This window comes from Paracidovorax wautersii, assembly GCF_031453675.1.
Lineage (GTDB): Bacteria > Pseudomonadota > Gammaproteobacteria > Burkholderiales > Burkholderiaceae_C > Paracidovorax.
The window spans coordinates 4,495,327-4,517,456 of the sequence record NZ_JAVIZX010000001.1 but is presented as its reverse complement, the minus strand read 5'-3'; the positions used below and the strand labels follow the sequence as shown (position 1 = coordinate 4,517,456).

Sequence of the window (22,130 nt, the reverse complement as noted above, 5' to 3'; positions counted from 1 at the left end):
ACACGGCTTTCCGGAAGTGGGCGCGCAACTTGCTATGCTGCTGATAGCGTGCTGGCACTTCATGGGCGCGCTCGCTGGTGTGCGGCCTGTCTGCATGTGTCCTGCAATGTGCGTCCCATGAACCGTGTCACGCGTTTCCACAGGAGGCACCGCTTTATGCAGAAGTTCGACGAGATGTACGCGATGCTGCCGTTCGAGGGCAGCGACGTGCGTGCACATTACAAGCGCTATGGCCAGTGGCTGGCCAAGCAGCCGGAAGAAGCGATGCAGGCCCGCCGATCGGAGGCGGAGATGATCTTCCGCCGCGTCGGCATCACCTTCGCCGTGTACGGCGCCAAGGACGAGGACGGCGCCGGCACCGAGCGGCTCATTCCCTTCGACTTGATCCCGCGCATCATTCCCTCGCACGAATGGCTGCGCATGCAGCAGGGGCTCGTGCAGCGCGTCACGGCGCTCAACCGCTTCATCCATGACGTCTACCACGGGCAGGAGATCATCCAGGCCGGCATCGTCCCCGCCGATCTGATCCTGCAGAACGCCCAGTTCCGCCCCGAGATGGTGGGCGTGGACGTGCCCCAGAACATCTATTCGCACATCAGCGGCATCGACATCGTGCGGGCGCCCGACGCCAAGGGCGATGGCGTGTACTACGTGCTGGAGGACAACCTGCGCGTGCCATCCGGCGTGTCGTACATGCTGGAGAACCGCAAGATGATGATGCGGCTCTTTCCCGAGCTGTTCTCGCTGCACAAGGTGGCGCCGGTCGCCCATTACCCCGACCTGCTGCTGGATACGCTGCGCGCCAGCGCGCCGCCCACCTCGGCCGAGCCCACGGTGGTGGTGCTCACGCCCGGCATGTACAACAGCGCCTACTTCGAGCATGCCTTCCTGGCCCAGCAGATGGGCGTGGAACTGGTCGAAGGGCAGGACCTGGTCGTCAAGGACAACTTCGTCTTCATGCGCACCACGCGCGGCCTGCAGCGCGTGGACGTGATCTACCGCCGTGTGGACGACGACTTCCTCGACCCGCAGGTGTTCCGCCCCACCTCCACGCTGGGCTGCGCCGGCCTGATGAGCGCCTACCGCGCCGGCAACGTCGCCATCTGCAACGCGGTGGGCACGGGCATCGCCGACGACAAGTCGGTGTACCCGTACGTGCCGGAGATGATCCGCTTCTACCTGGGGGAGGAGCCCATCCTGTCCAACGTGCCGACCTGGATGTGCCGCAAGGAGGGCGACCTGAAGTACGTGCTCGACCACCTGCACGAACTGGTCGTAAAGGAAGTGCACGGCGCCGGCGGCTACGGCATGCTGATCGGCCCGGCGGCCTCCAAGGCCGAGATCGAGGAGTTCCGCGCGGCGCTCGTCGCCAACCCCTCGGGCTACATCGCCCAGCCGACGCTGTCGCTGTCCAGCTGCCCCACCTATGTGGAATCGGGCATCGCCCCGCGCCACATCGACCTGCGCCCGTTCGTGCTCTCGGGCCAGAAGGTGCAGATGGTCGCCGGCGGCCTCACGCGCGTGGCGCTCAAGGAAGGCTCGTTGGTCGTCAATTCGTCCCAGGGCGGCGGCACCAAGGACACCTGGGTTCTGGGCGAGGACAGCGCCGCGCCGCCGTTGCCGTGGCCGGAGCAGAGCCAGTCGCTCGGCGGCACCGCCCAGTCGCTGGGCGCCATGACGCAAACGTTGGGAGGGGCGTGAGATGCTGAGCCGTACCGCTGATCATTTGTTCTGGATGTCCCGCCGCGCCGAGCGGGCAGAAAAGCAAGCCGTAGGCGCGCTTTCGCTACAACACAGCCAGCGCGCGCAGCGCGTGCGGTGTTTTCTGCCCGAGGAGGCTGCATGCTGAGTCGTACCGCTGACCATTTGTTCTGGATGTCCCGCTACACCGAGCGGGCAGAAAAGCAAGCCGCAGGCGCGCTTTCGCTACAACACAGCCAGCGCGCGCAGCGCGTGCGGGGTTTTCTGCCCGAGGAGGCTGCATGCTGAGTCGTACCGCTGACCATTTGTTCTGGATGTCCCGCTACACCGAGCGGGCAGAAAACACCGCCCGCATGCTCAGCGTGAGCTACGAGACCTCGCTGCTGCCGCAGTCCGCGGCCATGGCGCAGGAAAGCTGGCAGGGCCTGCTGTCCATCAGCGAACTCATGCCGGCCTACACGGCCAAGCATGGCGAGGTCACGCCGGCCGGCGTGCTGGACTTCATGGTGCGCGACGGCAACAACCCGTCGTCCATCGTGTCCTGCCTGCGCGCTGCACGCGAGAACGCGCGGGCCGTGCGCGGCGCGCTCACCACCGAAGTGTGGGAGACGCAGAACCAGACCTGGCTGGAACTCATCCGGCAGCTGCAGGGCAATGCCTTCGAACGCGATCCGGCGCAGTTCTTCGAGTGGGTGAAATACCGCTCGCACCTCTCGCGCGGCGTGGTGCTGGGCACCATGCTGCAGGACGAGGCCTTCCACTTCCTGCGCCTGGGCACCTTCCTGGAGCGGGCCGACAACACGGCGCGCCTGCTGGACGTGAAGTTCCACGCCGTGCAGCGCGACTTCCACGGCTCGGTGGAGAACCCGCGCCGGGCCACGCCGGAGTTCGACTTCTACCACTGGAGCGCCATCCTGCGCAGCGTGTCGGCGTTCGAGGTCTACCGCAAGGTCTACCGCGACGTGATCACCCCGGAGCGCGTGGCCGATCTGCTGATGCTGCGGGCCGACATGCCGCGCTCGCTGCACGCCAGCCTGCGCGAGGTGGCGGACAACCTGGCCGTCGTCGCCAACGACCAGTCGCGCGAAACGCAGCGCAAGGCGGGCCGGCTGCTGGCCGACCTGCGCTACGGCCGCATCGATGAGATCCTGGCCACGGGGCTGCACGCGTACCTGACGCAGTTCCTCGACCGAGTCAACGAACTGGGCGCCGGCATCAGCCGGGACTTCCTGGTGCCCGTGCCGCACTGACACCGGCCGGGCCTGCCGGTGCCGCGCGCTGCGGCGTCGGCGGCTGCAGTACCGACCGGACCCAGGCGCCTGCTTTGCATCTGAAAAGATAGCGGCAGGCGCTTGTCCTATATGGACTTGATGGTGAAAAGGTACTGAAGTACTTGAGCATCAAGCGCAAGCAGCTACCTTTTCGATAGCGACGCTGTAGCGCCGATGACTTCCGAAGTGCCACAGGCTGGGCTGGTTATCAGCCCCTGCGCCACCCGCTGCAGCCGTTCGCTGAACCCGCCGACGCTCAGCGCTGCCCTCTGCGCTTTTGCTCGCGCAGCATGAACAGGTACAGGCTTTCCACCTTCTCCCGCGCCCAGGGCGTCTTGCGCAGGAACTTGAGGCTCGACGACACGCTGGGGTCGCTCTCGAAGCAGCGAATCGGCACCTCGCGCGCCAGACCGCCCCAGCCATAGTGCTGCTGCAGGGCCACCACGATGGCCTCCAGCGTCATGCCGTGGAGTGGGTTGCGGGGCTGTGCGGGCGGCTTGGCTGCCGGCTGGGCGGGTGCCGGTGCAGGTGCCGGCGGTAGGGCGGTGGAGTCGTCGTCGTGCATGGGCGGCGAGCATACGCGCTCCTACGCGCATGCCGGCTGGCGCGTGCCTGCGGCCCGGCCTGCGCCCACGTGCACTCCCGGCCCCTTCGCCGGCTGGGTGGCCGCGCCGCGCCACAGGCAAACCAGGCGGCGCGCCCACCTTTCACTGCCGCTGCAGATGCGGCTCGCTGGCGAACAGTTCAGCCGCCCAGTCCACGAAGGCGCGCACCTTGGCGCTCAGGTGGCGGTTGGGCGGGTACACCACGTAGACGGGCAGAAGCGGGTGCGACCAGTCCTCCAGCACGCGGGTCAGCTTGCCTTCGTCGAAGTAGTCCTGCGCCTGGAAGGTGGTGATCTGGCCCACGCCGCGGCCCGCGACCAGCGAGGAGACGTAGGCATTGCTCTCGTTCACCGCCAGCTGCGACGGGCCTGCAATCTCCAGCACCTCGCCGTCCTTGTGGAATTCGAGCGGATAGCGGCGCGTGGTGACGGGCGAGAAATAGATCACGTTGCGGTGGCCGTTCTCCAGCTCCAGGGGGTGCTTGGGCGTGCCGTGCTGCGCAAGGTAGTCGGGCGAGGCGACGGTGATGAATTCGAGGTTGCCGATGCGCCGCGCCACCAGGGACTGGTCGGCCAGCTCGCCGCCGCGGATCACGCAGTCCACGTTGTCGCCGATCAGGTCCACGGTACGGTCGCTCACGCCCAGGTCGATCTGGATGTCGGGGTAGCGGTCCTGGAACTCCGCCAGGCGCGGAATGATGAGCAGCCGGGCCACCGCCGTGCCCACGTCCACCCGCAGGCGCCCGCGCGGATTGGCGCGGGCCTGGCTCATGCTGGCCTCGATGTCGTCGAAATCCGCCAGCAGCCGAACGGTGCGGTCGTAGTAGGCCGCGCCATCGGGCGTCACGGTGACGCGCCGCGTCGTGCGGTTGAGCAGCTTCACGCGCAGCCGCTCCTCCAGCGCCTGCACGTGCTTGGTCACGCTGGCCTTGGGCAGCTGCAACGAATCGGCGGCGCGCGTGAACGTGCCGGCTTCCACCACCCGCACGAATATTCGCATGGCCTGTATCTGGTCCATGGATTGATTCCCCTTTGTTCTCTTCTCCGTCTCTTGCAGAGACGGAAAGAATTCTCACACGCAGACCGTGGCCGCATTGTTCGAAGTTTGGAAACAGTGCTGTGGCGTTTGGCTGGTTTATCGTCGGTGACCGCGTCGCTACATTTCACATCACCCGGTCCTTGTCCGGCACCACCACCATGACCCGCTCCACCACGCCATCGCCCACGCCGTCCGTCTGCACCGACTCCACCATTGAGGTGGCGAAGGGCCAGGCGGTGGATGTGCGCCTGTATGGCCGAAAGCGGGCCGGCCAGACCTTGCCGCTGGTGGTGCACTTCCACGGCGGGGCGTTCGTGTCCGGGGACCTGGACAACGGCTGCACGGTGGCGGGTCTGCTCGAAGCGGCCGGTGCGCTCGTGGTGTCGGTGGCCTATCCACTCACGCCGTTTCCGCAGCCGCTGGAAACCGGCTACGCCGTGCTCAAGTGGGCCTTCAAGCACCGCACCAAGCTCGCAGGGCAGGGCGCGCTGGTGTACCTGGCAGGCGAGGAGGCCGGCGGCAACCTGGCTGCCGGCGTCGGGCTGATGGCACGCGACCAGGCGCATCCGCCGCTGGCCGGGCAGATCCTGCTGTCGCCCATGCTGGACCCGTGCGTCGGCACCCCCTCGGTGCGCGCCGCCACCGGCGAGGCCACCGAATGCAAGTGGTCTGCCGGATGGATGAAGTTCCTGGGCTGCGCCCGGGATGCGGAGCACCCTTATGCCGTGCCTGCGGCGGCCCAGCGGCTGGCGGGTTTGCCTCCCACGCTGGTGCTGGTGGGCAGCGACGACCCCATGCACGACGAGGCGCTGGCCTATGCCGCGCGGCTGGAAGCGGCGGGCCAGCCCGTGACGCGCCATGTCTTCAACAAGGCAGCGCAGTGGCCCGACGCCCTGCTGCAGCCCGGTGAGCGCGATTGTCCGTGTGCCCCCGAGGTGCAGGAACAGTTCCGCCGATTCTTCGAGGCCACGCGATGTCCCGCCCCGCAGTGACCTCCTGACCCTGCCTGCGCCCGCAGCCGTGCCTGGTGCTTGACCTCAACCGTGGTTGAGGTCTGAGACTCCGCACGCCTGCTGACCGCACGGCGTTCCCCTTTGCGCCTTTTTTCCGGCCTTCTCGTGCCGGAGGGAAAAGGCTTGCCCTGATTTTTTGTCGTACCGATTCGAGATTGAAAACACGGAGGAATCACCATGAATAAGCCATCCACTCTTTTCTCGCCCGCCCGCCGGTGGTGGACCGCTGCCGGTGCTGCCGCAGCCCTGGCCGCCACGGGTGGCGCGATGTTCGGCCTGAGCGCGTCGCACGCCGAATCCCCCGCGGCTGCGCCCGCCGCCATGCCGGTGTCGGTGGCCACGGTGGTGCAGCAGGACGTCTCCTTGTGGGATGAGTTCTCCGGCCGGCTCGAAGCCGTTCAGCGCGTGGACGTGCGCCCCCGCGTGGCCGGCGCGCTGCAGTCCGTGCACTTCCGCGAAGGCGCGCTGGTCAAGCAGGGCGACCTGCTCTTCACCGTGGACCCGGCGCCCTTCGCCGCGGAGGTGGATCGCGCCGAGGCGCAGGTCGTGGCGGCGCAGGCCCGCATGACCTATACCCGCAGCGAGATGGAGCGCGCCACGCGCCTGTGGGATGAGCGTGCCATCGCCCAGCGCGAGCACGACGAGCGCGTGAACGCCCAGCGCGAGGCCGACGCCAACCTGCGCGCCGCACAGGCCGCGCTGCACACGGCGCGCCTGAACCTGGGCTACACCCAGGTGCGCGCACCCGTGTCGGGCCGCGTCGGCCGCATCGAGGTCACGCAGGGCAACCTGGTGGCCGCCGGTGCCGGCGCGCCGGTGCTGACCACGCTGGTGTCGGTGAGCCCGATCTACGCCAGCTTCGACACCGACGAGCAGATCGTCGCCAAGGCCCTGGAAGGCCTGCGCAGCGGCAAGAGCGCCCGCGCTCAGATCGAGAGCATTCCGGTGCAGATGGGGACCGGCACGGCGGGCAGCACGCCGCACACCGGCCACCTGCAGCTCATCGACAACCAGGTGGACGCGCGCAGCGGCACCGTGCGCGTGCGCGCCGTGTTCGACAACGTGGACGGCGCGTTGATGCCCGGCCAGTTCGCCCGCATCCGCATGGGCCAGGTCAAGAGCACGCAGGCGGTGCTGATCAACGAACGCGCCGTGGGCACCGACCAGAGCAAGAAGTTCGTGATGGTGGTGGGCGAGGGCAACAAGGCCGAGTACCGCGAGGTGCAGCTGGGCGCGCCGGTGGACGGCCTGCGGGTGGTCACCTCGGGCCTGAAGGCCGGCGAGCGCATCGTGGTGAACGGCCTGCAGCGCGTGCGCCCCGGTGCCGCCATTGCCCCGCAGGAGGTGCCCATGGGCACCAAGGCCGAACTCGCGGGCGACGGCAAGCAGGCGCGTGCGGCCGCCAAGCAGCCTGCGGTCTGAACGCGCGCATAGAACCAAGACAAGAAGACCATGAACCTTTCTCGATTTTTCATCGACCGCCCCATCTTCGCGGGGGTGCTGTCGGTGCTCATCTTCCTGGCGGGCCTGATCGCCATGCGCGCGCTGCCCATCTCGGAATACCCCGAAGTCGCCCCGCCTTCGGTGGTGGTGCGCGCCAACTACCCGGGCGCCAACCCGAAGGTGATCGCCGAAACCGTGGCCACGCCGCTGGAGGAATCCATCAACGGCGTCGAGAAGATGCTCTACATGAGCAGCCAGGCCACGACCGATGGCGTGATGACGCTGACCGTGACCTTCGCCCTGGGCACCGACCCGGACAAGGCGCAGCAGCTGGTGCAGAACCGTGTCTCGCAGGCCGAGCCGCGCCTGCCCGAAGAGGTGCGCCGCCTGGGGATCACCACCGTCAAGAGCGCGCCCGACCTCACCATGGTCGTGCACATGGTGTCGCCCAACGGCCGCTACGACATCGACTACCTGCGCAACTACGCCGTGCTCAACGTGAAGGACCGGCTGGCCCGCATCACGGGCGTAGGCCAGGTACAGATCTTCGGCGGCGGCGACTATTCGATGCGCGCCTGGCTCGACCCGCAGAAGGTCGCACAGCGCGGCCTCTCGGCCAGCGACGTGGTGGCCGCCATCCGCGGCCAGAACGTGCAGGCCGCTGCCGGCGTGGTGGGGCAGTCGCCCGGCGCCAAGGGCGTGGACATGCAGCTGTCCATCAACGCCCAGGGCCGGCTGCAGACCGAAGAGGAGTTCGGCGACATCATCGTCAAGACCGGCAGCGACGGCGCGGTGACGCGCCTGCGCGACGTGGCCCGCCTGGAGCTGGGCGCGGCCGACTACTCGCTGCGCTCGCTGCTCAACAACGACCCGGCCGTCGGCATGGGCGTGTTCCAGGCCCCGGGCTCCAACGCTCTGGACATTTCGGCCAACGTGCGTTCCACCATGGCCGAGCTGCAGAAGAACATGCCCGAGGGCGTGGAGTTCCGCATCGCCTACGACCCCACGCAGTTCGTGCGGGCGTCGATCAAGTCCGTCATCCAGACGCTGCTGGAGGCCGTGGCGCTGGTGGTGATCGTGGTGATCCTGTTCCTGCAGACCTGGCGCGCCTCCATCATTCCGCTGCTGGCCGTGCCGGTGTCGGTGGTGGGTACGTTCGCCGTGCTGCACCTGCTGGGTTTCTCGATCAACGCTTTGAGCCTGTTCGGCCTGGTGCTGGCGATCGGCATCGTGGTCGACGATGCCATCGTGGTGGTGGAGAACGTCGAGCGCAACATCGAGGCGGGGCTTACCCCGCGCGAGGCCACCTACCGCGCCATGCGCGAGGTGAGCGGCCCCATCATCGCCATCGCGCTGGTGCTGGTCGCGGTCTTCGTGCCGCTGGCATTCATCAGCGGGCTGACGGGCCAGTTCTACAAGCAGTTCGCGGTCACGATCGCGATCTCCACGGTGATCTCGGCGATCAACTCGCTGACCCTGTCGCCTGCGCTCAGCGCGTTGCTGCTCAAGGGCCACGACGAGCCCAAGGATGCGCTGACGCGCGGCATGCACAAGGTGCTGGGCGGATTCTTCCGCCGCTTCAACAGCGTGTTCCACCGTGGGTCGGAAGCCTATAGCGGCGGCGTGAAGCGCGTCATCGGCCGCAAGGCGCTGATGCTGGCGATCTACGGTGCGCTGGTGCTGGCCACCTGGGGCCTGTTCAAGGTCGTGCCGGGCGGCTTCGTGCCGGCGCAGGACAAGCAGTACCTGGTGGGCTTCGCGCAGCTGCCCGACGGCGCCACGCTGGACCGCACCGAGGACGTGATCCGCCGCATGGGCGAGATCGTCAAGAAGAACCCGAACGTGGAAGACGCCATCGCGTTCCCGGGCCTGTCGATCAACGGCTTCACCAACAGCTCCAATTCGGGCGTGGTGTTCGTCTCGCTCAAGCCCTTTGCCGAGCGCACCCGTGCCGACCAGAGCGGCGGCGCCGTGGCCGGCCAGCTGAACCAGGCCTTCGGCGGCATCGAGGAGGCGTTCATCGCGCTGTTCCCGCCACCCCCCGTGGCGGGCCTGGGCACCACGGGCGGCTTCAAACTGCAGATCGAAGACCGTGCCTCGCTGGGCTACGAAGCCATGGATGCGGCCGTGAAGGCCTTCATGGGCAAGGCCTATCAGACGCCGGAGCTGGCCGGGCTGTTCACCAGCTGGCAGGTCAACGTGCCGCAGCTGTACGCCAACATCGACCGCACCAAGGCGCGGCAGCTGGGCGTGCCGGTCACGGACATCTTCGAGACACTGCAGATCTACCTGGGCAGCCTGTACGCGAACGACTTCAACCAGTTCGGCCGCACCTACAGCGTGCGCGTGCAGGCCGATGCGGCCTACCGGGCGCGTGCGGAAGACGTGGGCATGCTGAAGGTGCGCTCCACGACCGGCGAGATGGTGCCGCTGTCGGCGCTGATGAAGGTCGAACCCAGCTTCGGCCCGGAGCGTGCCATGCGCTACAACGGCTTCCTCTCGGCCGACGTGAACGGCGGGCCCGCGCCCGGCTATTCGTCGGGCCAGGCGCAGGCGGCCATCGAGCGCATCGCCGCGGAGACGCTGCCGCAGGGCATCAGCTTCGAATGGACCGAGCTCACGTACCAGGAAATCCTGGCCGGCAATTCCGCCGTGCTGGTGTTCCCCATCGCCATCCTGCTCGTGTTCCTGGTGCTGGCCGCTCAGTACGAAAGCCTGACGCTGCCGATCGCCATCATCCTGATCGTGCCCATGGGCATCTTGGCCGCCATGGCCGGCGTGTGGCTGAGCGGCGGCGACAACAACGTGTTCACGCAGATCGGGCTCATCGTGCTGGTGGGGCTGTCGGCCAAGAACGCCATCCTGATCGTGGAGTTCGCCCGGGAGCTGGAGTTTGCCGGCCGCACGCCCGTGCAGGCCGCCATCGAGGCCAGCCGCCTGCGGCTGCGCCCCATCCTGATGACATCGCTTGCGTTCGTGATGGGGGTGCTGCCGCTGGTGCTGGCCACCGGGGCGGGTGCAGAGATGCGCAGCGCCATGGGCGTGGCGGTGTTCGCCGGAATGATCGGCGTGACGGCCTTCGGCCTGTTCCTGACACCGGTGTTCTACGTGGTGCTGCGCCGCATGGCCGGCAACCGGCCGCTGCAACAGCACGGCAGCCATGTGGCGCCGCTGACCGATGCCGACGTGGGTGCCGCAGGCCATGGTGCCTCGGCCCACCCCGTGATCGCCGCGCCGCGCGGCCAGCACGAATGAGACGGAGTTTTTCCATGACGACGATGTTTTCCCTTTCCTCCCTCTCGCGGCTGGCCCCGCTGGCCGCGGCCCTGGTGCTGGCCGGCTGCATGAGCACGCCTGCGGTGCCCGAGCATGCGGGCGTGAGCGTGCCCGCCGCCTTCAGCGAAGCCCCCGGGGCCGCATCGTGGACCACGGCGCCCCCGGCGGAAGCGCAGCCGCGCGGCGCCTGGTGGCTGGGCTTCCGCGATCCGGTGCTGGACGACCTGGTGCAGCGCGCCGGCAGTGGCAACACCACCGTGCAGGAAGCCGCCGCCCGCCTGGCCGAAGCCCGCGCCCTGCTGCGTTCGGCCGACGCCAACCGCGCACCGCAGGTGGGCCTGGCCACCGGCGTGGCGCGCCAGGCCGGCGCCAACACCGCCACGGGCGGCCCCGTGCCGGCCACGCTGGCCACGGCCGGCCTGAACGTGTCCTACGAGCTCGACCTGTTCGGCCGCCTGTCCCAGGCCAGCGATGCGGCGCGGCTCGATGCGCAGTCGCGCGACGCCCTGCTGCAGAGCACGCTGCTGATGGCCCAGGCCGACGTGGCGCAGACCTACCTGCAGCTGCGCTCGGTGCAGGCCGAGCGCGTGCTCGTCCAGGAGAGCCTGGATGCCTACGGCGGCACGCTGCGGCTGACCGAGCGCCGCTACCGTGCCGGCGACGTGGCCGAGCTGGACTTGGCCCGCGTGCAGACCGAGGTGGCGGGCACCGAGTCGGATGCGCTGGCGCTGGAGCGCCAGGAAGCGGTGCTGACGCATGCGCTGGCCGTTCTGGTCGGCGAGGTGGCCACGGGCTTTGCCGTTCCCGCCGCCGCCGGCGAGGCCGCGCTGCCGGTCATCCCCGCGGGGGTGCCGGGTACGGTGCTGGCGCGCCGGCCGGATGTCTCTGCGGCGCAGGCATCGGTGCTGGCTGCGCAGGCCCGTGTGGGCGTGGCCCAGGCTGCGTGGTTCCCTGCGGTCACGCTCACGGGCAACGGCGGCTATGCGTCGCCGGAGCTGGGCGATCTGTTCAAGTGGTCGGCCCGCTCGTGGGGCATCGGCGCGCTGCTGTCGCTGCCGCTCTTCGACGGCGGCCAGCGCCAGGCGCAGGAAGACAGTGCGCGGGCGCGGCTGGAGGGCGCGCTGGCGTCCCACCGCGGCCAGGTGCTCACGGCCTTCCGCGAGGTGGAGGACCAGCTGAGCGCGCTGCGCCTGCTGGCCGGCCAGGCGGAGGCTCAGGGCCGCGCCGTGCAGTCGGCCACGCGCGCCACGCAGCTGTCGGACTCGCGCTACCGCAACGGCATGGTGAGCCAGCTGGAGCTGCTGGATGCCCGGCGCAGCGAGCTGCGCAACCGCCGCCAGGCCCTGCAGGTGCGCACGGCGCAGTACACGGCCACCGTCGGGCTCATCCGGGCTCTCGGCGGCGGCTGGGGCGACGCGCCGGCGCCGACGGCGCAGGCCGCGCCGGCGGTACAGGCCGTGGCGCTCCAGCGCTAAGAACGTGTTTACGATCTCCCGGGGGCCGCGCAGCGGCGTTTGCGGGAGGATGCAAGGCGCGGTGCGCTGCCAATAGCTCGGCTATGGGCAAGCGCCGCAACGCCGCAGACCGCCCGCAAACGCCACTGCCCGAAGGGTTGGAGCGAAATCGGGCGATTGAACGCCTCGAATGCTTGCATGGGCATGAGCCCATGCGGCGCATCCGAGGCATCCACTCATCCCGATTGCGCTTCAACGCGGCCCCTGCGAGATCGTAAACACGTTCTAAGCCTCGCGGCCAGGGCGCCAGCCCTGCGCCTGCCCCATTCGGGATACCGGCTGACACAGGGTTGTCGCCCGCACGCCTGCAGCGATGGGCCAACGGGCCTATAGTCATTGGTTGCCGACGGCGCGCCGGCGGCGGGCTTTCCCCCTGTGCGGGAGGGGAGCCCGGCCGGCGCCGCCTTTCCCTCAGAACCCCTCCAGGAGCTTTCTGCATGACCTATCCCAACACGCAACTCTTCATCGCCGGCACATGGCAGGACGCAGCCGATGGCAAGACCATCGCCGTGCACAACCCTTCCACCGGCAAGGAAATCGGCCGCGTGGCCCACGCCGGCAAGGCCGATCTGGACCGTGCGCTGGAGGCTGCGCAAAAAGGTTTCGAAGCCTGGCGCGATCTGCCCGCCATCGAGCGTGCCAAGGCCATGCGCCGCGCCGCCGCCCTGATGCGCGAGCGTGCCGACTCCATCGCCCGCATCCTCACGCAGGAGCAGGGCAAGCCGCTGGCCGAGGCCAAGGTCGAGGCCATGGCCGCCGCCGACATGATCGAATGGTTTGCGGACGAAGGCCTGCGCATCTATGGCCGCATCGTGCCCTCGCGTGGCAACCTGAACGTGCGCCAGCTGGTGCTCAAGGACCCGGTCGGTCCCGTGGCCGCCTTCACGCCCTGGAACTTCCCCATCAACCAGGTGGTGCGCAAGCTGGGCGCCGCGCTGGGCGCGGGTTGCTCCATCCTCGTCAAGGCGCCGGAAGAGACGCCGGCCAGCCCGGCCGAGCTGATCCGCGCGTTTGCCGACGCCGGCGTGCCGCCCGGCACGGTGGGCCTGGTGTATGGCGACCCGGCCGAGATCTCCAGCTACCTCATTCCGCACCCCATCATCCGCAAGGTCACGTTCACCGGGTCCACGCCGGTGGGCAAGCAGCTGGCGGCGCTGGCCGGCAAGCACATGAAGCGCGTGACCATGGAACTGGGCGGCCACGCCCCGGTCATCGTGGCGGAAGACGCCGACGTCGAGCTGGCCGTGAAGGCATCGGGCGGCTCCAAGTTCCGCAACGCAGGCCAGGTCTGCATCTCGCCCACGCGCTTTCTGGTGCATGAAAGCATCCGCAAGGACTTCGTCGCTGCGCTCACGCGCCACGCCCAGGGCCTGAAGGTGGGCGATGGTCTGGCCGACGGCACGCAGATGGGCCCCTTGGCCAACCCGCGCCGCGTGACGGCCATGGCCGAGCTGCTGGAAGACGCCGTGAAGAGCGGCGCCCAGGTGGCTGCAGGCGGCGAACGCATCGGCTCCGAAGGCAACTACTTCCAGCCCACGGTGCTGAACGACGTGCCCCTGTCGGCCCGCATCTTCAATGAAGAGCCTTTCGGCCCCGTGGCCGCCGTGCGCGGTTTCGAGAAGATTGAAGACGCCATCGCCGAAGCCAACCGCCTGCCCTACGGCCTGGCGGGCTACGCGTTCACCAGCTCGCTCAAGCATGCGCACCTGCTGTCGCAGCGCGTCGAAGTGGGCATGCTGTGGATCAACCAGCCCGCTACGCCATCGGCCGAGCTGCCCTTCGGCGGCCTGAAGGATTCGGGCTACGGTTCCGAAGGCGGCCCGGAGGCCATCGAGGCCCACCTGAACACGCGCGCCGTGTCCATCACCAACGTGTGATTCCGTGACCCCGCGGCCCGCGCCTGCGCAGTGATGCGCAGGTCGCCCGCCGGCAAGAGGACGACGAAAGGCCACGCCGCAAGGTGCGGCCTTCTTTTTTTTGCGGGCTCGACGCGGGCTGCGAAGCGCCGGTCAGCGCAGCCCGCAGCACTGCTGCGTATCATCGGGCGATGCTGACCGCTGCCCAACTCCTCGCCTTCCTCGTCGCCGCCGTGCTCATCACCGCCACGCCGGGCCCCGACAACCTCATGGTGCTGGGCGTGGGGGTCTCCAAGGGGCGCCGGCAGGGCATCGCGTTCGGGCTGGGCTGCGCGCTCGGCTGCCTGAGCCACACGCTGCTGGCGGTGGTGGGCGTGAGCGCGCTGATCGCCGCCTCGCCCGTGGCCTTCACGGCGCTCAAGTGGCTGGGCGGCGGCTACCTGATCTGGCTGGGCATCCAGGCGCTGCGTAGCACGGGCGGCGCGCGGGTGCAGTCCGCCGATGCGGCGCCCGCGCAGTCACTGCGCAGCCTGTTCCTCAAGGGCATGTTCGCCAACGCGGTCAATCCCAAGGTGGTGCTGTTCTTCCTGTCGTTCCTGCCGCAGTTCGTGGTGCCGGCGCAGGGCCAGGTGGCGCTGCAGCTGTGCCTGCTGGGGCTGGCCTTCACCGTGCAGGCGGCGGTGCTGTTCGGCCTGCTGGGCTACTTCGCCGGCAGCATCGGCGCCTGGCTGGGCCGTCGGCCCCGCGCGGGGCTGTGGCTCGATCGCATCGCCGGCGCCGTCTTCGTGGGACTGGGCGTGAAGATGGTCACGGGCCGCTGAGCAACCCTGTGCTGATGATTCGCTATTGAAGTTATAGCTGTTTGCGCTTGCTGGTAAAACGCTGCAGGCCTATTTGGCCTGAAGTTGTGGCGCCGGCGCCGGGGCTGCGCTGCGGTGTCAGGAGTGCACCTCCCACCCACGCGCCTGCTGCAGCAGCTGCCGCAGAAAGGTCTCTGCGATGGGCGAGAGGCGCTTGCCCTGCGGCCACAGCACGTACCACGACGAGGGCACGGGCATGCGCTCCGCGCGCAGGATCGCCACGCCTTCGCTCGCCGGATCGGCCGCCAGCGCGTGCCGCGATACCAGCCCCAGCCCCATGCGCGCCGCCACCGACTGCTTGATGGCCTCGTTGCTGCCCAGCTCCAGCCGCACGCGCGGCGCGAAACCCAGGGCCTTGAAGTGCTCTTCCGTCGCCTGCCGCGTGCCCGAGCCCGTCTCGCGCAGGATGAACGGCTCCTTGACCAGCTGGTCCAGCCGCACGCGCCGGCGGGCGGCCAGCGGGTGGTCGTGCGCGGCGATCACCACCAGCGGATTGCCCAGCAGCACCTGCCGGTCGTGCGGCACGTTGCGCGGCGGAATCGAGAGGATGTAGAGGTCGTCCTCGTTGGCCAGCAGGCGCTGCACCACGCCGTCGCGGTTGAGCACCTGCAGCGCCACGTCCACGCCCGGGTGCTCGGCGCAGAAGCGCCCCAGCATGCGCGGGATGAAGTACTTGGCGGTGCTGGCCAGCGCGATGCGCAGGCGCCCCTGGCTCACGCCCTTGAGCGCGGCCACGCGCTGCTCCAGCGTCTCCCACTCGGCGGCAATGGCGCGCGCGGTCTGCGCCGCGGCCTCGCCCGCCTGCGTGAGGTGCAGGCGCTGGCCCACACGCTCGTACAGCGGCAGGCCGATCGCGTCCGACAGCTCCTTGAGCTGCATGGACGCCGTGGGCTGGGTCACGTGGCAGTGGCGCGCGGCGCCGGTGACGGAACCTGTCTCGGCCAGGGCCAGCATCAGCTGCAGTTGGCGGAAGGTGGCATGCATAGAGAAATCCCGATGGGTTGGATCGATAGTATCGATTTTCCAAGATCGGCGCGGCGGCCTAGCATCGCGGCCCATGAACCATCTCCTCGATCCTGCGATCCTGTTCTTCGTGCTCGGCCTGGCGGCCGGCCTGCTGCGCTCCAACCTGGAGGTGCCTGCGCCGCTGTCGCGCTTCCTGTCGCTCTATCTGCTCATGGCGCTCGGCCTCAAGGGTGGCTTCGCGCTGGCCCAATCGGGCTGGACGGCCCAGGTCTCCGCGGCCATGGGCTGCGCGCTGGTGCTGGCCGTGGCCGTGCCGGCCATCGCCTGGTGCGTGCTGCGCAGGCTGCTGCCGCCCTTCGACGCGGCGGCGGTGGCCGCGACCTACGGCAGCGTCAGCGCCGTGACCTTCGTGACGGCCAGCCACCTGCTGGAACAGCAGGGCACGCCCGCCGGGGGCTACATGGCCGCTGCGATGGCGCTGATGGAGTCGCCCGCCATCGTGCTGGCGGTGGTGATGGCGCAGTGGCTGCGCCAGCCCGTGGCGGCGCCGGCGGCGGTGCGTGCGGACGGGCAGGCCGTGCTGGCAGGCGGCCCCCTGGGCGTCAGCGCCCCGGCACCGCAGGGGCCGCGTCTGGCACAGGTGCTGCGTGAAGCGCTCACCGACGGTGGCGCCGTGCTGCTGCTGGGCGCGCTGCTGGTGGGGCTGGTGACCGGCGCGCAGGGCGAGCAGGCCATGCATCCCTTCACCGTGGACCTGTTCAAGGGCCTGCTGGCGTTCTTCCTGCTCGACATGGGCTTGCTGACGGCGCGCAGCCTGTCGGGCCTGGGCGGCCTCGGGCCGCAGCGCCTGCCGCTGGCCCTGTTCGCGGTGGTGGGGCCGGTGGTGCACGGGTTGCTGGCCCTGGGCCTGGCCAAGCTCGCAGGCCTGGCCGTGCCCGAGGCCACGCTGCTGGCCGTGCTGGGCGCCAGCGCCTCGTACATCGCCGTGCCCGCCGTGCTGCGCCACGCCATGCCCGAGGCCCGGCCGGCGCTCTACGTGGGCCTGTCGCTGGGCATTACCTTCCCCTTCAACCTGGTGCTCGGCATTCCGCTGTATGGTGCGGCTGCCCAGTGGTGGCTGGGGTGATGGCGCGCCCCCTGCGGCGGCGCCGGTGGCAGGCGCCCCGGCATCCGGTCACGTCCAGGGAAGGCGCGCCCACCCCGGCGTCCGCTGCCGGGGCTGCGAACCTCAGCGTTGCGGCGCTGCCGGCAGCGCCGGCGATTCCATGCCTTCGGCCTGGGCGAAGGTCAGCGAGGTGAGGTAGCTCGTTTCGCCGAACTTCTCTCCGTTGCGCTCGCCCGGCGTGGGGTCGGAGTGCTTCACCTCGGCCACGTACTGGCCCTTCCACGGCAGGGTGAACTGCACGGTGCCGTCGGCGCCGGTCATGGCCTCGCGGGCCCAGCCGGAGGGTGCGACCAGCGTGACCTGGGCCTTGGGCAGCGGCTGGCCGTTGAAGACCACCCGCAGTTCGCCGACGCGGCCCGTGGGCACCACGTCCAGCGGTGCGGTGGCGGCCACGGGCTGGCCCAGGCCGGCCACCCAGCGCGCGGCGGGGCGCCACAGCAGGGCGGGCTTGCCGCCCTTGCTGCGGTCGATCAGCGGGTACGGTGCCTCGGCGAACAGCGTGTCGGCGGTGGCGCCCGGCAGCGCGTAGGTGAACGCGGTGGCCGTGCGTTCGCCCGGAACGCGCTGGGCCTTGCCGCCCGCGCTCTGCAGCTCCAGCGCGGGCACGCCGGTGAACTTGTCGAGCAGGCCGGGCGAGGTCTCGCGCAGGTTGTCGGCGTACTCGCCGAAGTGCACGCGGGCCTGGTTGGCCGATTGCTCGATCCAGACCTGGTGGGCCTGGGCGGTGGTGCCCAGACAGGCCAGCAGCAGGGCGGCGGCCAGGGAGGTGGTGCGGAGTGGCATGGGTTGTTCCTTTGCGCAGGGTGGATGAATAAAAGAAAGTTGCAGGTGTACTATTAACTTGATAGCTGCATGCGCTTGTGTGGAAAGCGCTATCGGCACTTTTGATGTAGATCCCGGCGGAGACTCCATCAGTAGCGCGCCTTCAGCGTCACCGTGACGCGGCGGGGCTCGCCATAGAAGTTCTGCCGGCCGGGGCTGGAGATCTTTTCGTAGTACTTCTTGTCCAGCAGGTTGTCGATGGACAGGCTCACCGACAGCTGGTCGTTGATCTGGTAGGCCGCATCGGCATTGAACAGTGCGTAGTTGCCGGTGGCGAGCCGCACATTGCCGCTCTGCGCGTACTGCGCGCTGCGGTAGGACGCGCCGGCGCCCAGGCTCAGGCCGCGCAGCAGGTCGCCGGCGAAGGCGTAGCGGGTGCCCAGGTTCACGCTGTGGCGCGGGGTAAAGGTGCTGAATGCCTGGCCCTGCTGCGTGATGGGGGCCCGGGTGTACTCGGTATCGGTGTAGGCATAGCCGGCCAGCACGTCCCAGCCGCGTGCGATCTGGCCGCTGATCTCCAGCTCTGCGCCTTGGGCGCGCACCTCGCCGCCGGCGATGGAGGCCGTGGGATTCGTCGGGTCCGTGATCGCACGGCCCACGTCGTCGATGCGAAAGAGCGCCGCGTGGGTCTGCAGGCGGCGGTTGAGGAACTCGCCCTTGACGCCCACCTCCACCTGCCGCCCCGTGCGGGGCTTGAGCAGCTGGCCCGCGGCATCGAGCGGCGTCTGCACGACGAAGGTCTCGGTATAGCTGGTGTAGGCCGTCATCTGCGGGTGGAAGTCCCACAGCACCGCGGCGTTGGGAATGAACTGCCGCCCGGGCGCCGAGCGCGACGTGACGGCGCCGGTGGACGTGCTGCGGCTTTCCACGTCGGCCCAGCTCAGGCGCCCGCCCAGCAGCAGCTTGAGCGGGTCGGCCACCTGCAGCTGCGCCTGCCCGTACAGCGCGTTCTCGGTGCGGGTGGTGATGGCGCTGTAGCCCGGCAGCGTGATCGCGGGATAGGGCCGCTCATAGTCGGGGCGCAGCAGGTTGGCTCTGAAGCTCGGGCCGAAACCGAAGTTGTTCTCGTAGGCCTTGCTTTCGTTGCGCGACACGCCGACCAGGGCGCGGTGCGTGCGGCCGCCCAGGGCGAAGGGCGTGGTCACGAAGAGATCGTAGGCGCGCGAGCGCACCCGGGTGAGCCCGTCCACCGTCTGCATGGTGAAGTCCCCGTTGGGCGAGAGCACGCTGTTGGCCCGCGCGGACGCGTAGAACGCATCGCGGTCCACGTCGCGGATGGACGCGCGGACTTCGCCCCCGCCCGCCAGCCGGTGCTCCAGCTCGGCGAACAGGTCGGTGGTCTCCAGGTCCTGCCGGTTGGCGCGCAGGCCGGCGAAGGCCGAGCGTGGCAGGTCGGCCAGCCGCCCATCGGCGTACGAGGGCAGGCCCTGGTCGATGACCGATTTCACCCGCTGCCGGGCCGCACCGACGGACAGCGTGGTGCCGGGCGCCAGGTCCCACTCCAGCGTGCCGTAGCCCACGCGCTTGTTGTTGAAGAGCGTGTCCACGAAGCTGTCGCGGTCCTCCGCCACCGCCACGACGCGGGCGCGCACCGTGCCCTCGGCGTTCAGCCCCCCGGTGACATCGACCATGCCGCGGCGCAGACCATAGGACCCCGCAGCCACATCGGCCGCGAGCCCCAGGCCGGCGCGGGCGCGCTTGCGCACCAGGTTGACGGCGCCGCCCGGCTCGCTGCTGCCCTGGATCAGTCCGGCGGGGCCGCGCAGCACCTCGATGCGGTCGTACAGGGCCGTGTCGAGCGTGGTGTAGTTCCCTTGCGGGATCGCCATGCCGTCCAGCTGGATGGCGCCCAGATCGAAGCCGCGCGCCTGGAAGGTGTTGTAGTTGCCCGCGCCGTCGAAGCGGGTGACGGTGACGCCGGTCACCTGCTTCACGGCATCCTCGACCTTGGTGATGTTGCGGTCCTCCAGCCGCTGGCGGGTGACCACGGACACCGACTGCGGTGTCTCGCGCACGGACTGGCCCATCTTGCCCACGCCGACCTCCCGCGCCACGTACTGCCCGCTGCCTTCGGTGTTGCCGTCCGGCGCGTCGCTGACCTGCACTTCGGGCAGCGCGGCATCGGCCGTCTGTGCCTGGGAAGGCGCCAGAGGCAGCAGTAGCAAGGCCGCGGTGGCGGCGATCGGGCTCAGCGAAGGCAGTCGCATGGCAGGGTCTCTCGGACAGGAAGAAAGCTGTGGAACGCTGGCTGCCTGTGCTGACCGGAGACCGTATCGGCATGGGTTGCTGGTAAGGGGTGACTCCTGCCGATGGGTGTCCACCGGCGCCGCAGGGTGCAGCGGCCGGGCTGAATCGCAGCCGCGGCCGGGGCTGGGCTTGCGAAGCACTGCCCGGCAGACAGTCCACGCTCCCGCACCACGGAAAAAGAGTCGCGGTCGATTCTAGTTGTTTCTGAGAGGCATTCTCATCGCTGCGCGAGCGTAGCAGCGCTGTTGACCGCACTAGCCGGCACCGCGGCGCCTGCGTGGTCTTGGCGCAGGGGGCTGCGCCGGCCGTTCCGCGGTTCCTGCCGCAGCTTGTCCTGCGCGTGTGGCCGGGCTGGCGTCAGCTGCGTTCCACCGGACGCGAGGGATCGCTGCACCACTCGCTCCAGCTGCCGGCGAAGAGCGCGGTCGGGCCGAGGCCGGCGACCTCCATGGCGAGCAGGTTGGGGATCGCGCTCACGCCGCTGCCGCACTGGTGCACCACGGTGGCGGGCGCACGGCCGTCCAGCAGCGCCTCGAACTCGGCACGCAGTTCCTCGGCCGGCTTGAAGTGGCCGTCCGGACCGAGGTTGAGGCCGAAGGGCCGGTTCAACGCACCGGGGATGTGGCCGGCCACCGGGTCCAGCGGCTCGACCTCGCCGCGGTAGCGGGGAGTGGCCCGCGCATCGACGATGGTCTGGCCGGGCTGGCCCAGCCGCGTTTGCACCTCCGCCGCCGTGACCAGCTGGCGCAGCGGTTCGCCCAGGGCAAAGTTGGACTGGAAGTGCGCGGGCTCCTCGCCGGTGGCCACCGGCTTGCCGGCGGCCGTCCAGGCCTGCAGGCCGCCGTCCAGCACGGCCACGGCGTCGTGGCCGGCCCACTTGAGCATCCACCACAGCCGGCCGCAGTAGTTGGCGCCGTTGCGGTCGTAGACCACGGCCTGCATGTCGTTGGCGAAGCCGATGCTCGACAGCCAGGTGGCCAGCCGCTCGCGGTTGGGCAGGGGGTGGCGGCCGCCGGAGGCGGGCATGTCGCCCTCGGTGGCGGTCAGCGTGCCGGCGGCGCCGGGCGCGCCGTGCTTGGCGCTCAGGTCGCGGTCGAGATCGGCATGCAGCGCGCCGGGGATGTGCGATTCGAGGTAGCGCACGCCGCCCAGCGACGGCTGCGCCAGGTCGAACGTGCAGTCGAAGACCATCATCGGCCGGCCGCTGTCCATCAGCGCCTGCAGCTCGGCGACGGTGATCAGCGTGGTGAAGGAGGAAGAGGACGTCATGGGCGGGTCACACGGAAGTCGAAGTCGGCCCCCATTGTGTCAGCCGTGGCCGTGCAGCGCCGTGTCGGCGGGTGCCGCGTCAGCGATCCACGGCTGCGCCCGGAGGGCCCCAGGAACTGTTTGCCTCAATGCTCTTCCGCGGGCGTGCCCGGTGCGGCGCGGGCGCGCAGCACCGTGGCCACGATGCCGCTGCCCACGATGAGCACCATGCCGACCCAGCCGATCAGCGGAATCGCGTCGCCGAACAGCACCACGCTGTAGATGGCGGCGAAGACGATGCCGGAGTACTGCAGATTGGCCACCACCAGCGTGCCGCGCTGTGAGCCGGCGCGGGAGTAGGCGCGCGTCATGCACAGCTGGCCGCCCGCGGCCAGCAGGCCGATGGGCAGCAGCCACAGCGCGGGCCAGCCGGGCCAGTCCGACATGCCGGTGAACAGCATGGCAACGCCGCCCGCCACGGCCGAGCCGACGGCGAAGTAGAAGACGGTGCGCGTTTCGGGCTCGCCCAGGCGCGACAGGGCCACGACCTGCATGTAGGCGAACGCGGCCGTCAGGCCCGACAGCAGGCCCACCATGCCGGCAAAGCCCTGGTGGTCGCCGATGCTGGGACGCAGCATGAGGATCACGCCCACGAAGCCGGTGAGCACGGTGAGCACCAGCGGCGCCTGCAGCGGCGGCCGCGGCTGGGCGCCCGAAGGCCGCCACATCAGCAAGGCGCCGCCGATGAGGAAGGCGGCGATCCACACGCTGCTCATGTAGTTGAGCGTCATCGCCGTGGCCAGCGGCAGATGGGCGATGGCGTAGAACCAGGAGCCGAGCGACACCACGCCGATGAGGCTGCGCCACGCATGCATGCCGGGGTAGCGCGTGGCCACGCGGACCTGCTGCGAGCGCGCCAGCGTCCAGAGGATGGCCATGCCGATCAGGCCGCGGTAGAACACCAGTTCGGCCGCGTTGAAGTGGCCGGAGGCGAACTTGACGCACACGCCCATGCTGGCGAACAGGAACGCGGCCAACACCATCCAGAGCGCTTGCATGGGAATCCTCGAAAGTACAAATGAAAATAGCTGCCGGCGCTTATGCA

The 22,130-nt window shown here is 69.5% G+C and carries 17 protein-coding genes and 1 pseudogene; 11 read left to right on the top strand and 7 right to left on the bottom strand.

What is annotated here, in order from left to right:
* Nucleotides 1-156: 156 nt before the first annotated feature.
* From QE399_RS20510 to QE399_RS20505, 4 genes and pseudogenes are all read left to right on the top strand, one after another.
* The gene (locus tag QE399_RS20510; RefSeq protein ID WP_309831766.1) at nucleotides 157-1,701 is read left to right on the top strand and encodes a circularly permuted type 2 ATP-grasp protein; all 1,545 of its coding nucleotides are present in this window, start codon (nucleotides 157-159) and stop codon (nucleotides 1,699-1,701) included.
* 1 nt (nucleotide 1,702) lies between these two features.
* Complete coding sequence (locus tag QE399_RS20805; protein ID WP_405044030.1) at nucleotides 1,703-1,849, top strand: alpha-E domain-containing protein; 147 nt, start codon at nucleotides 1,703-1,705, stop codon at nucleotides 1,847-1,849.
* Nucleotides 1,843-1,911 (top strand): annotated as a pseudogene (locus tag QE399_RS20825) (alpha-E domain-containing protein); the annotation flags it as partial. The gene QE399_RS20805 and the pseudogene QE399_RS20825, both read left to right, overlap by 7 nt.
* 71 nt (nucleotides 1,912-1,982) lie before the next feature.
* Nucleotides 1,983-2,951 (top strand): alpha-E domain-containing protein, encoded by a 969-nt coding sequence (locus tag QE399_RS20505; protein WP_309831764.1) that lies wholly within the window; start codon nucleotides 1,983-1,985, stop codon nucleotides 2,949-2,951.
* Nucleotides 2,952-3,228: 277 nt separating this feature from the next.
* On the opposite strand, the gene QE399_RS20500 is transcribed toward QE399_RS20505, so the two are convergent.
* A complete protein-coding gene (locus tag QE399_RS20500; RefSeq protein WP_309831762.1) occupies nucleotides 3,229-3,537 on the bottom strand; it encodes a VF530 family protein in 309 nt (102 codons plus the stop codon).
* 142 nt (nucleotides 3,538-3,679) lie between these two features.
* Nucleotides 3,680-4,594: a LysR family transcriptional regulator gene (locus tag QE399_RS20495; RefSeq protein WP_309831760.1), complete on the bottom strand. Its 915-nt coding sequence runs from the start codon at nucleotides 4,592-4,594 to the stop codon at nucleotides 3,680-3,682.
* 179 nt (nucleotides 4,595-4,773) lie between these two features.
* On the opposite strand from QE399_RS20495, the gene QE399_RS20490 reads away from it, so the two are divergent.
* The 6 genes from QE399_RS20490 (at nucleotide 4,774) to QE399_RS20465 (ending at nucleotide 14,538) form a co-directional block, all read left to right on the top strand.
* Nucleotides 4,774-5,607, top strand: coding sequence for an alpha/beta hydrolase (locus QE399_RS20490; RefSeq protein WP_309831758.1), 834 nt, complete (start codon nucleotides 4,774-4,776; stop codon nucleotides 5,605-5,607).
* A gap of 198 nt (nucleotides 5,608-5,805) precedes the next feature.
* Nucleotides 5,806-7,050, top strand: coding sequence for an efflux RND transporter periplasmic adaptor subunit (locus tag QE399_RS20485; RefSeq protein ID WP_309831756.1), 1,245 nt, complete (start codon nucleotides 5,806-5,808; stop codon nucleotides 7,048-7,050).
* Nucleotides 7,051-7,080: 30 nt separating this feature from the next.
* Nucleotides 7,081-10,326, top strand: a complete 3,246-nt coding sequence (locus tag QE399_RS20480) for an efflux RND transporter permease subunit (protein ID WP_309831754.1) — start codon at nucleotides 7,081-7,083, stop codon at nucleotides 10,324-10,326.
* Between the two features lie 14 nt (nucleotides 10,327-10,340).
* Entirely contained in the window at nucleotides 10,341-11,822 is a 1,482-nt protein-coding gene (locus QE399_RS20475) for an efflux transporter outer membrane subunit (RefSeq protein WP_309831753.1), read from the top strand.
* Between the two features lie 476 nt (nucleotides 11,823-12,298).
* On the top strand, nucleotides 12,299-13,738 hold the full coding sequence (locus QE399_RS20470) for an NAD-dependent succinate-semialdehyde dehydrogenase (RefSeq protein WP_309831751.1): 1,440 nt from the start codon (nucleotides 12,299-12,301) through the stop codon (nucleotides 13,736-13,738).
* Nucleotides 13,739-13,908: 170 nt separating this feature from the next.
* A complete protein-coding gene (locus QE399_RS20465; RefSeq protein ID WP_309831749.1) occupies nucleotides 13,909-14,538 on the top strand; it encodes a LysE family translocator in 630 nt (209 codons plus the stop codon).
* 117 nt (nucleotides 14,539-14,655) lie between these two features.
* Here QE399_RS20465 and QE399_RS20460 read toward each other — a convergent pair whose 3' ends face one another.
* Entirely contained in the window at nucleotides 14,656-15,561 is a 906-nt protein-coding gene (locus QE399_RS20460; protein ID WP_309831747.1) for a LysR family transcriptional regulator, read from the bottom strand.
* Between the two features lie 73 nt (nucleotides 15,562-15,634).
* Here QE399_RS20460 and QE399_RS20455 point away from each other — a divergent pair, with 73 nt between their 5' ends.
* On the top strand, nucleotides 15,635-16,669 hold the full coding sequence (locus QE399_RS20455) for a sodium-dependent bicarbonate transport family permease (protein ID WP_309831745.1): 1,035 nt from the start codon (nucleotides 15,635-15,637) through the stop codon (nucleotides 16,667-16,669).
* A gap of 102 nt (nucleotides 16,670-16,771) precedes the next feature.
* Here QE399_RS20455 and QE399_RS20450 read toward each other — a convergent pair whose 3' ends face one another.
* From QE399_RS20450 to QE399_RS20435, 4 genes are all read right to left on the bottom strand, one after another.
* Nucleotides 16,772-17,491: a DUF4198 domain-containing protein gene (locus QE399_RS20450; RefSeq protein WP_309831744.1), complete on the bottom strand. Its 720-nt coding sequence runs from the start codon at nucleotides 17,489-17,491 to the stop codon at nucleotides 16,772-16,774.
* A gap of 128 nt (nucleotides 17,492-17,619) precedes the next feature.
* Nucleotides 17,620-19,737, bottom strand: coding sequence for a TonB-dependent siderophore receptor (locus QE399_RS20445; protein ID WP_309831742.1), 2,118 nt, complete (start codon nucleotides 19,735-19,737; stop codon nucleotides 17,620-17,622).
* A 397-nt stretch (nucleotides 19,738-20,134) separates the two neighbouring features.
* A complete protein-coding gene (locus QE399_RS20440; RefSeq protein WP_309831740.1) occupies nucleotides 20,135-21,046 on the bottom strand; it encodes a sulfurtransferase in 912 nt (303 codons plus the stop codon).
* Nucleotides 21,047-21,171: 125 nt separating this feature from the next.
* Entirely contained in the window at nucleotides 21,172-22,083 is a 912-nt protein-coding gene (locus QE399_RS20435; protein WP_309831738.1) for a DMT family transporter, read from the bottom strand.
* Nucleotides 22,084-22,130: the final 47 nt, after the last annotated feature.

Coding starts and splice junctions, on each gene's coding strand:
- QE399_RS20510 (WP_309831766.1), top strand. CDS start 157: ATGCAGAAGTTCGACGAGATGTACGCGATGCTGCCGTTCGAGGGCAGC.
- QE399_RS20805 (WP_405044030.1), top strand. CDS start 1,703: ATGCTGAGCCGTACCGCTGATCATTTGTTCTGGATGTCCCGCCGCGCC.
- QE399_RS20505 (WP_309831764.1), top strand. CDS start 1,983: ATGCTGAGTCGTACCGCTGACCATTTGTTCTGGATGTCCCGCTACACC.
- QE399_RS20500 (WP_309831762.1), bottom strand. CDS start 3,537: ATGCACGACGACGACTCCACCGCCCTACCGCCGGCACCTGCACCGGCA.
- QE399_RS20495 (WP_309831760.1), bottom strand. CDS start 4,594: ATGGACCAGATACAGGCCATGCGAATATTCGTGCGGGTGGTGGAAGCC.
- QE399_RS20490 (WP_309831758.1), top strand. CDS start 4,774: ATGACCCGCTCCACCACGCCATCGCCCACGCCGTCCGTCTGCACCGAC.
- QE399_RS20485 (WP_309831756.1), top strand. CDS start 5,806: ATGAATAAGCCATCCACTCTTTTCTCGCCCGCCCGCCGGTGGTGGACC.
- QE399_RS20480 (WP_309831754.1), top strand. CDS start 7,081: ATGAACCTTTCTCGATTTTTCATCGACCGCCCCATCTTCGCGGGGGTG.
- QE399_RS20475 (WP_309831753.1), top strand. CDS start 10,341: ATGACGACGATGTTTTCCCTTTCCTCCCTCTCGCGGCTGGCCCCGCTG.
- QE399_RS20470 (WP_309831751.1), top strand. CDS start 12,299: ATGACCTATCCCAACACGCAACTCTTCATCGCCGGCACATGGCAGGAC.
- QE399_RS20465 (WP_309831749.1), top strand. CDS start 13,909: ATGCTGACCGCTGCCCAACTCCTCGCCTTCCTCGTCGCCGCCGTGCTC.
- QE399_RS20460 (WP_309831747.1), bottom strand. CDS start 15,561: ATGCATGCCACCTTCCGCCAACTGCAGCTGATGCTGGCCCTGGCCGAG.
- QE399_RS20455 (WP_309831745.1), top strand. CDS start 15,635: ATGAACCATCTCCTCGATCCTGCGATCCTGTTCTTCGTGCTCGGCCTG.
- QE399_RS20450 (WP_309831744.1), bottom strand. CDS start 17,491: ATGCCACTCCGCACCACCTCCCTGGCCGCCGCCCTGCTGCTGGCCTGT.
- QE399_RS20445 (WP_309831742.1), bottom strand. CDS start 19,737: ATGCGACTGCCTTCGCTGAGCCCGATCGCCGCCACCGCGGCCTTGCTA.
- QE399_RS20440 (WP_309831740.1), bottom strand. CDS start 21,046: ATGACGTCCTCTTCCTCCTTCACCACGCTGATCACCGTCGCCGAGCTG.
- QE399_RS20435 (WP_309831738.1), bottom strand. CDS start 22,083: ATGCAAGCGCTCTGGATGGTGTTGGCCGCGTTCCTGTTCGCCAGCATG.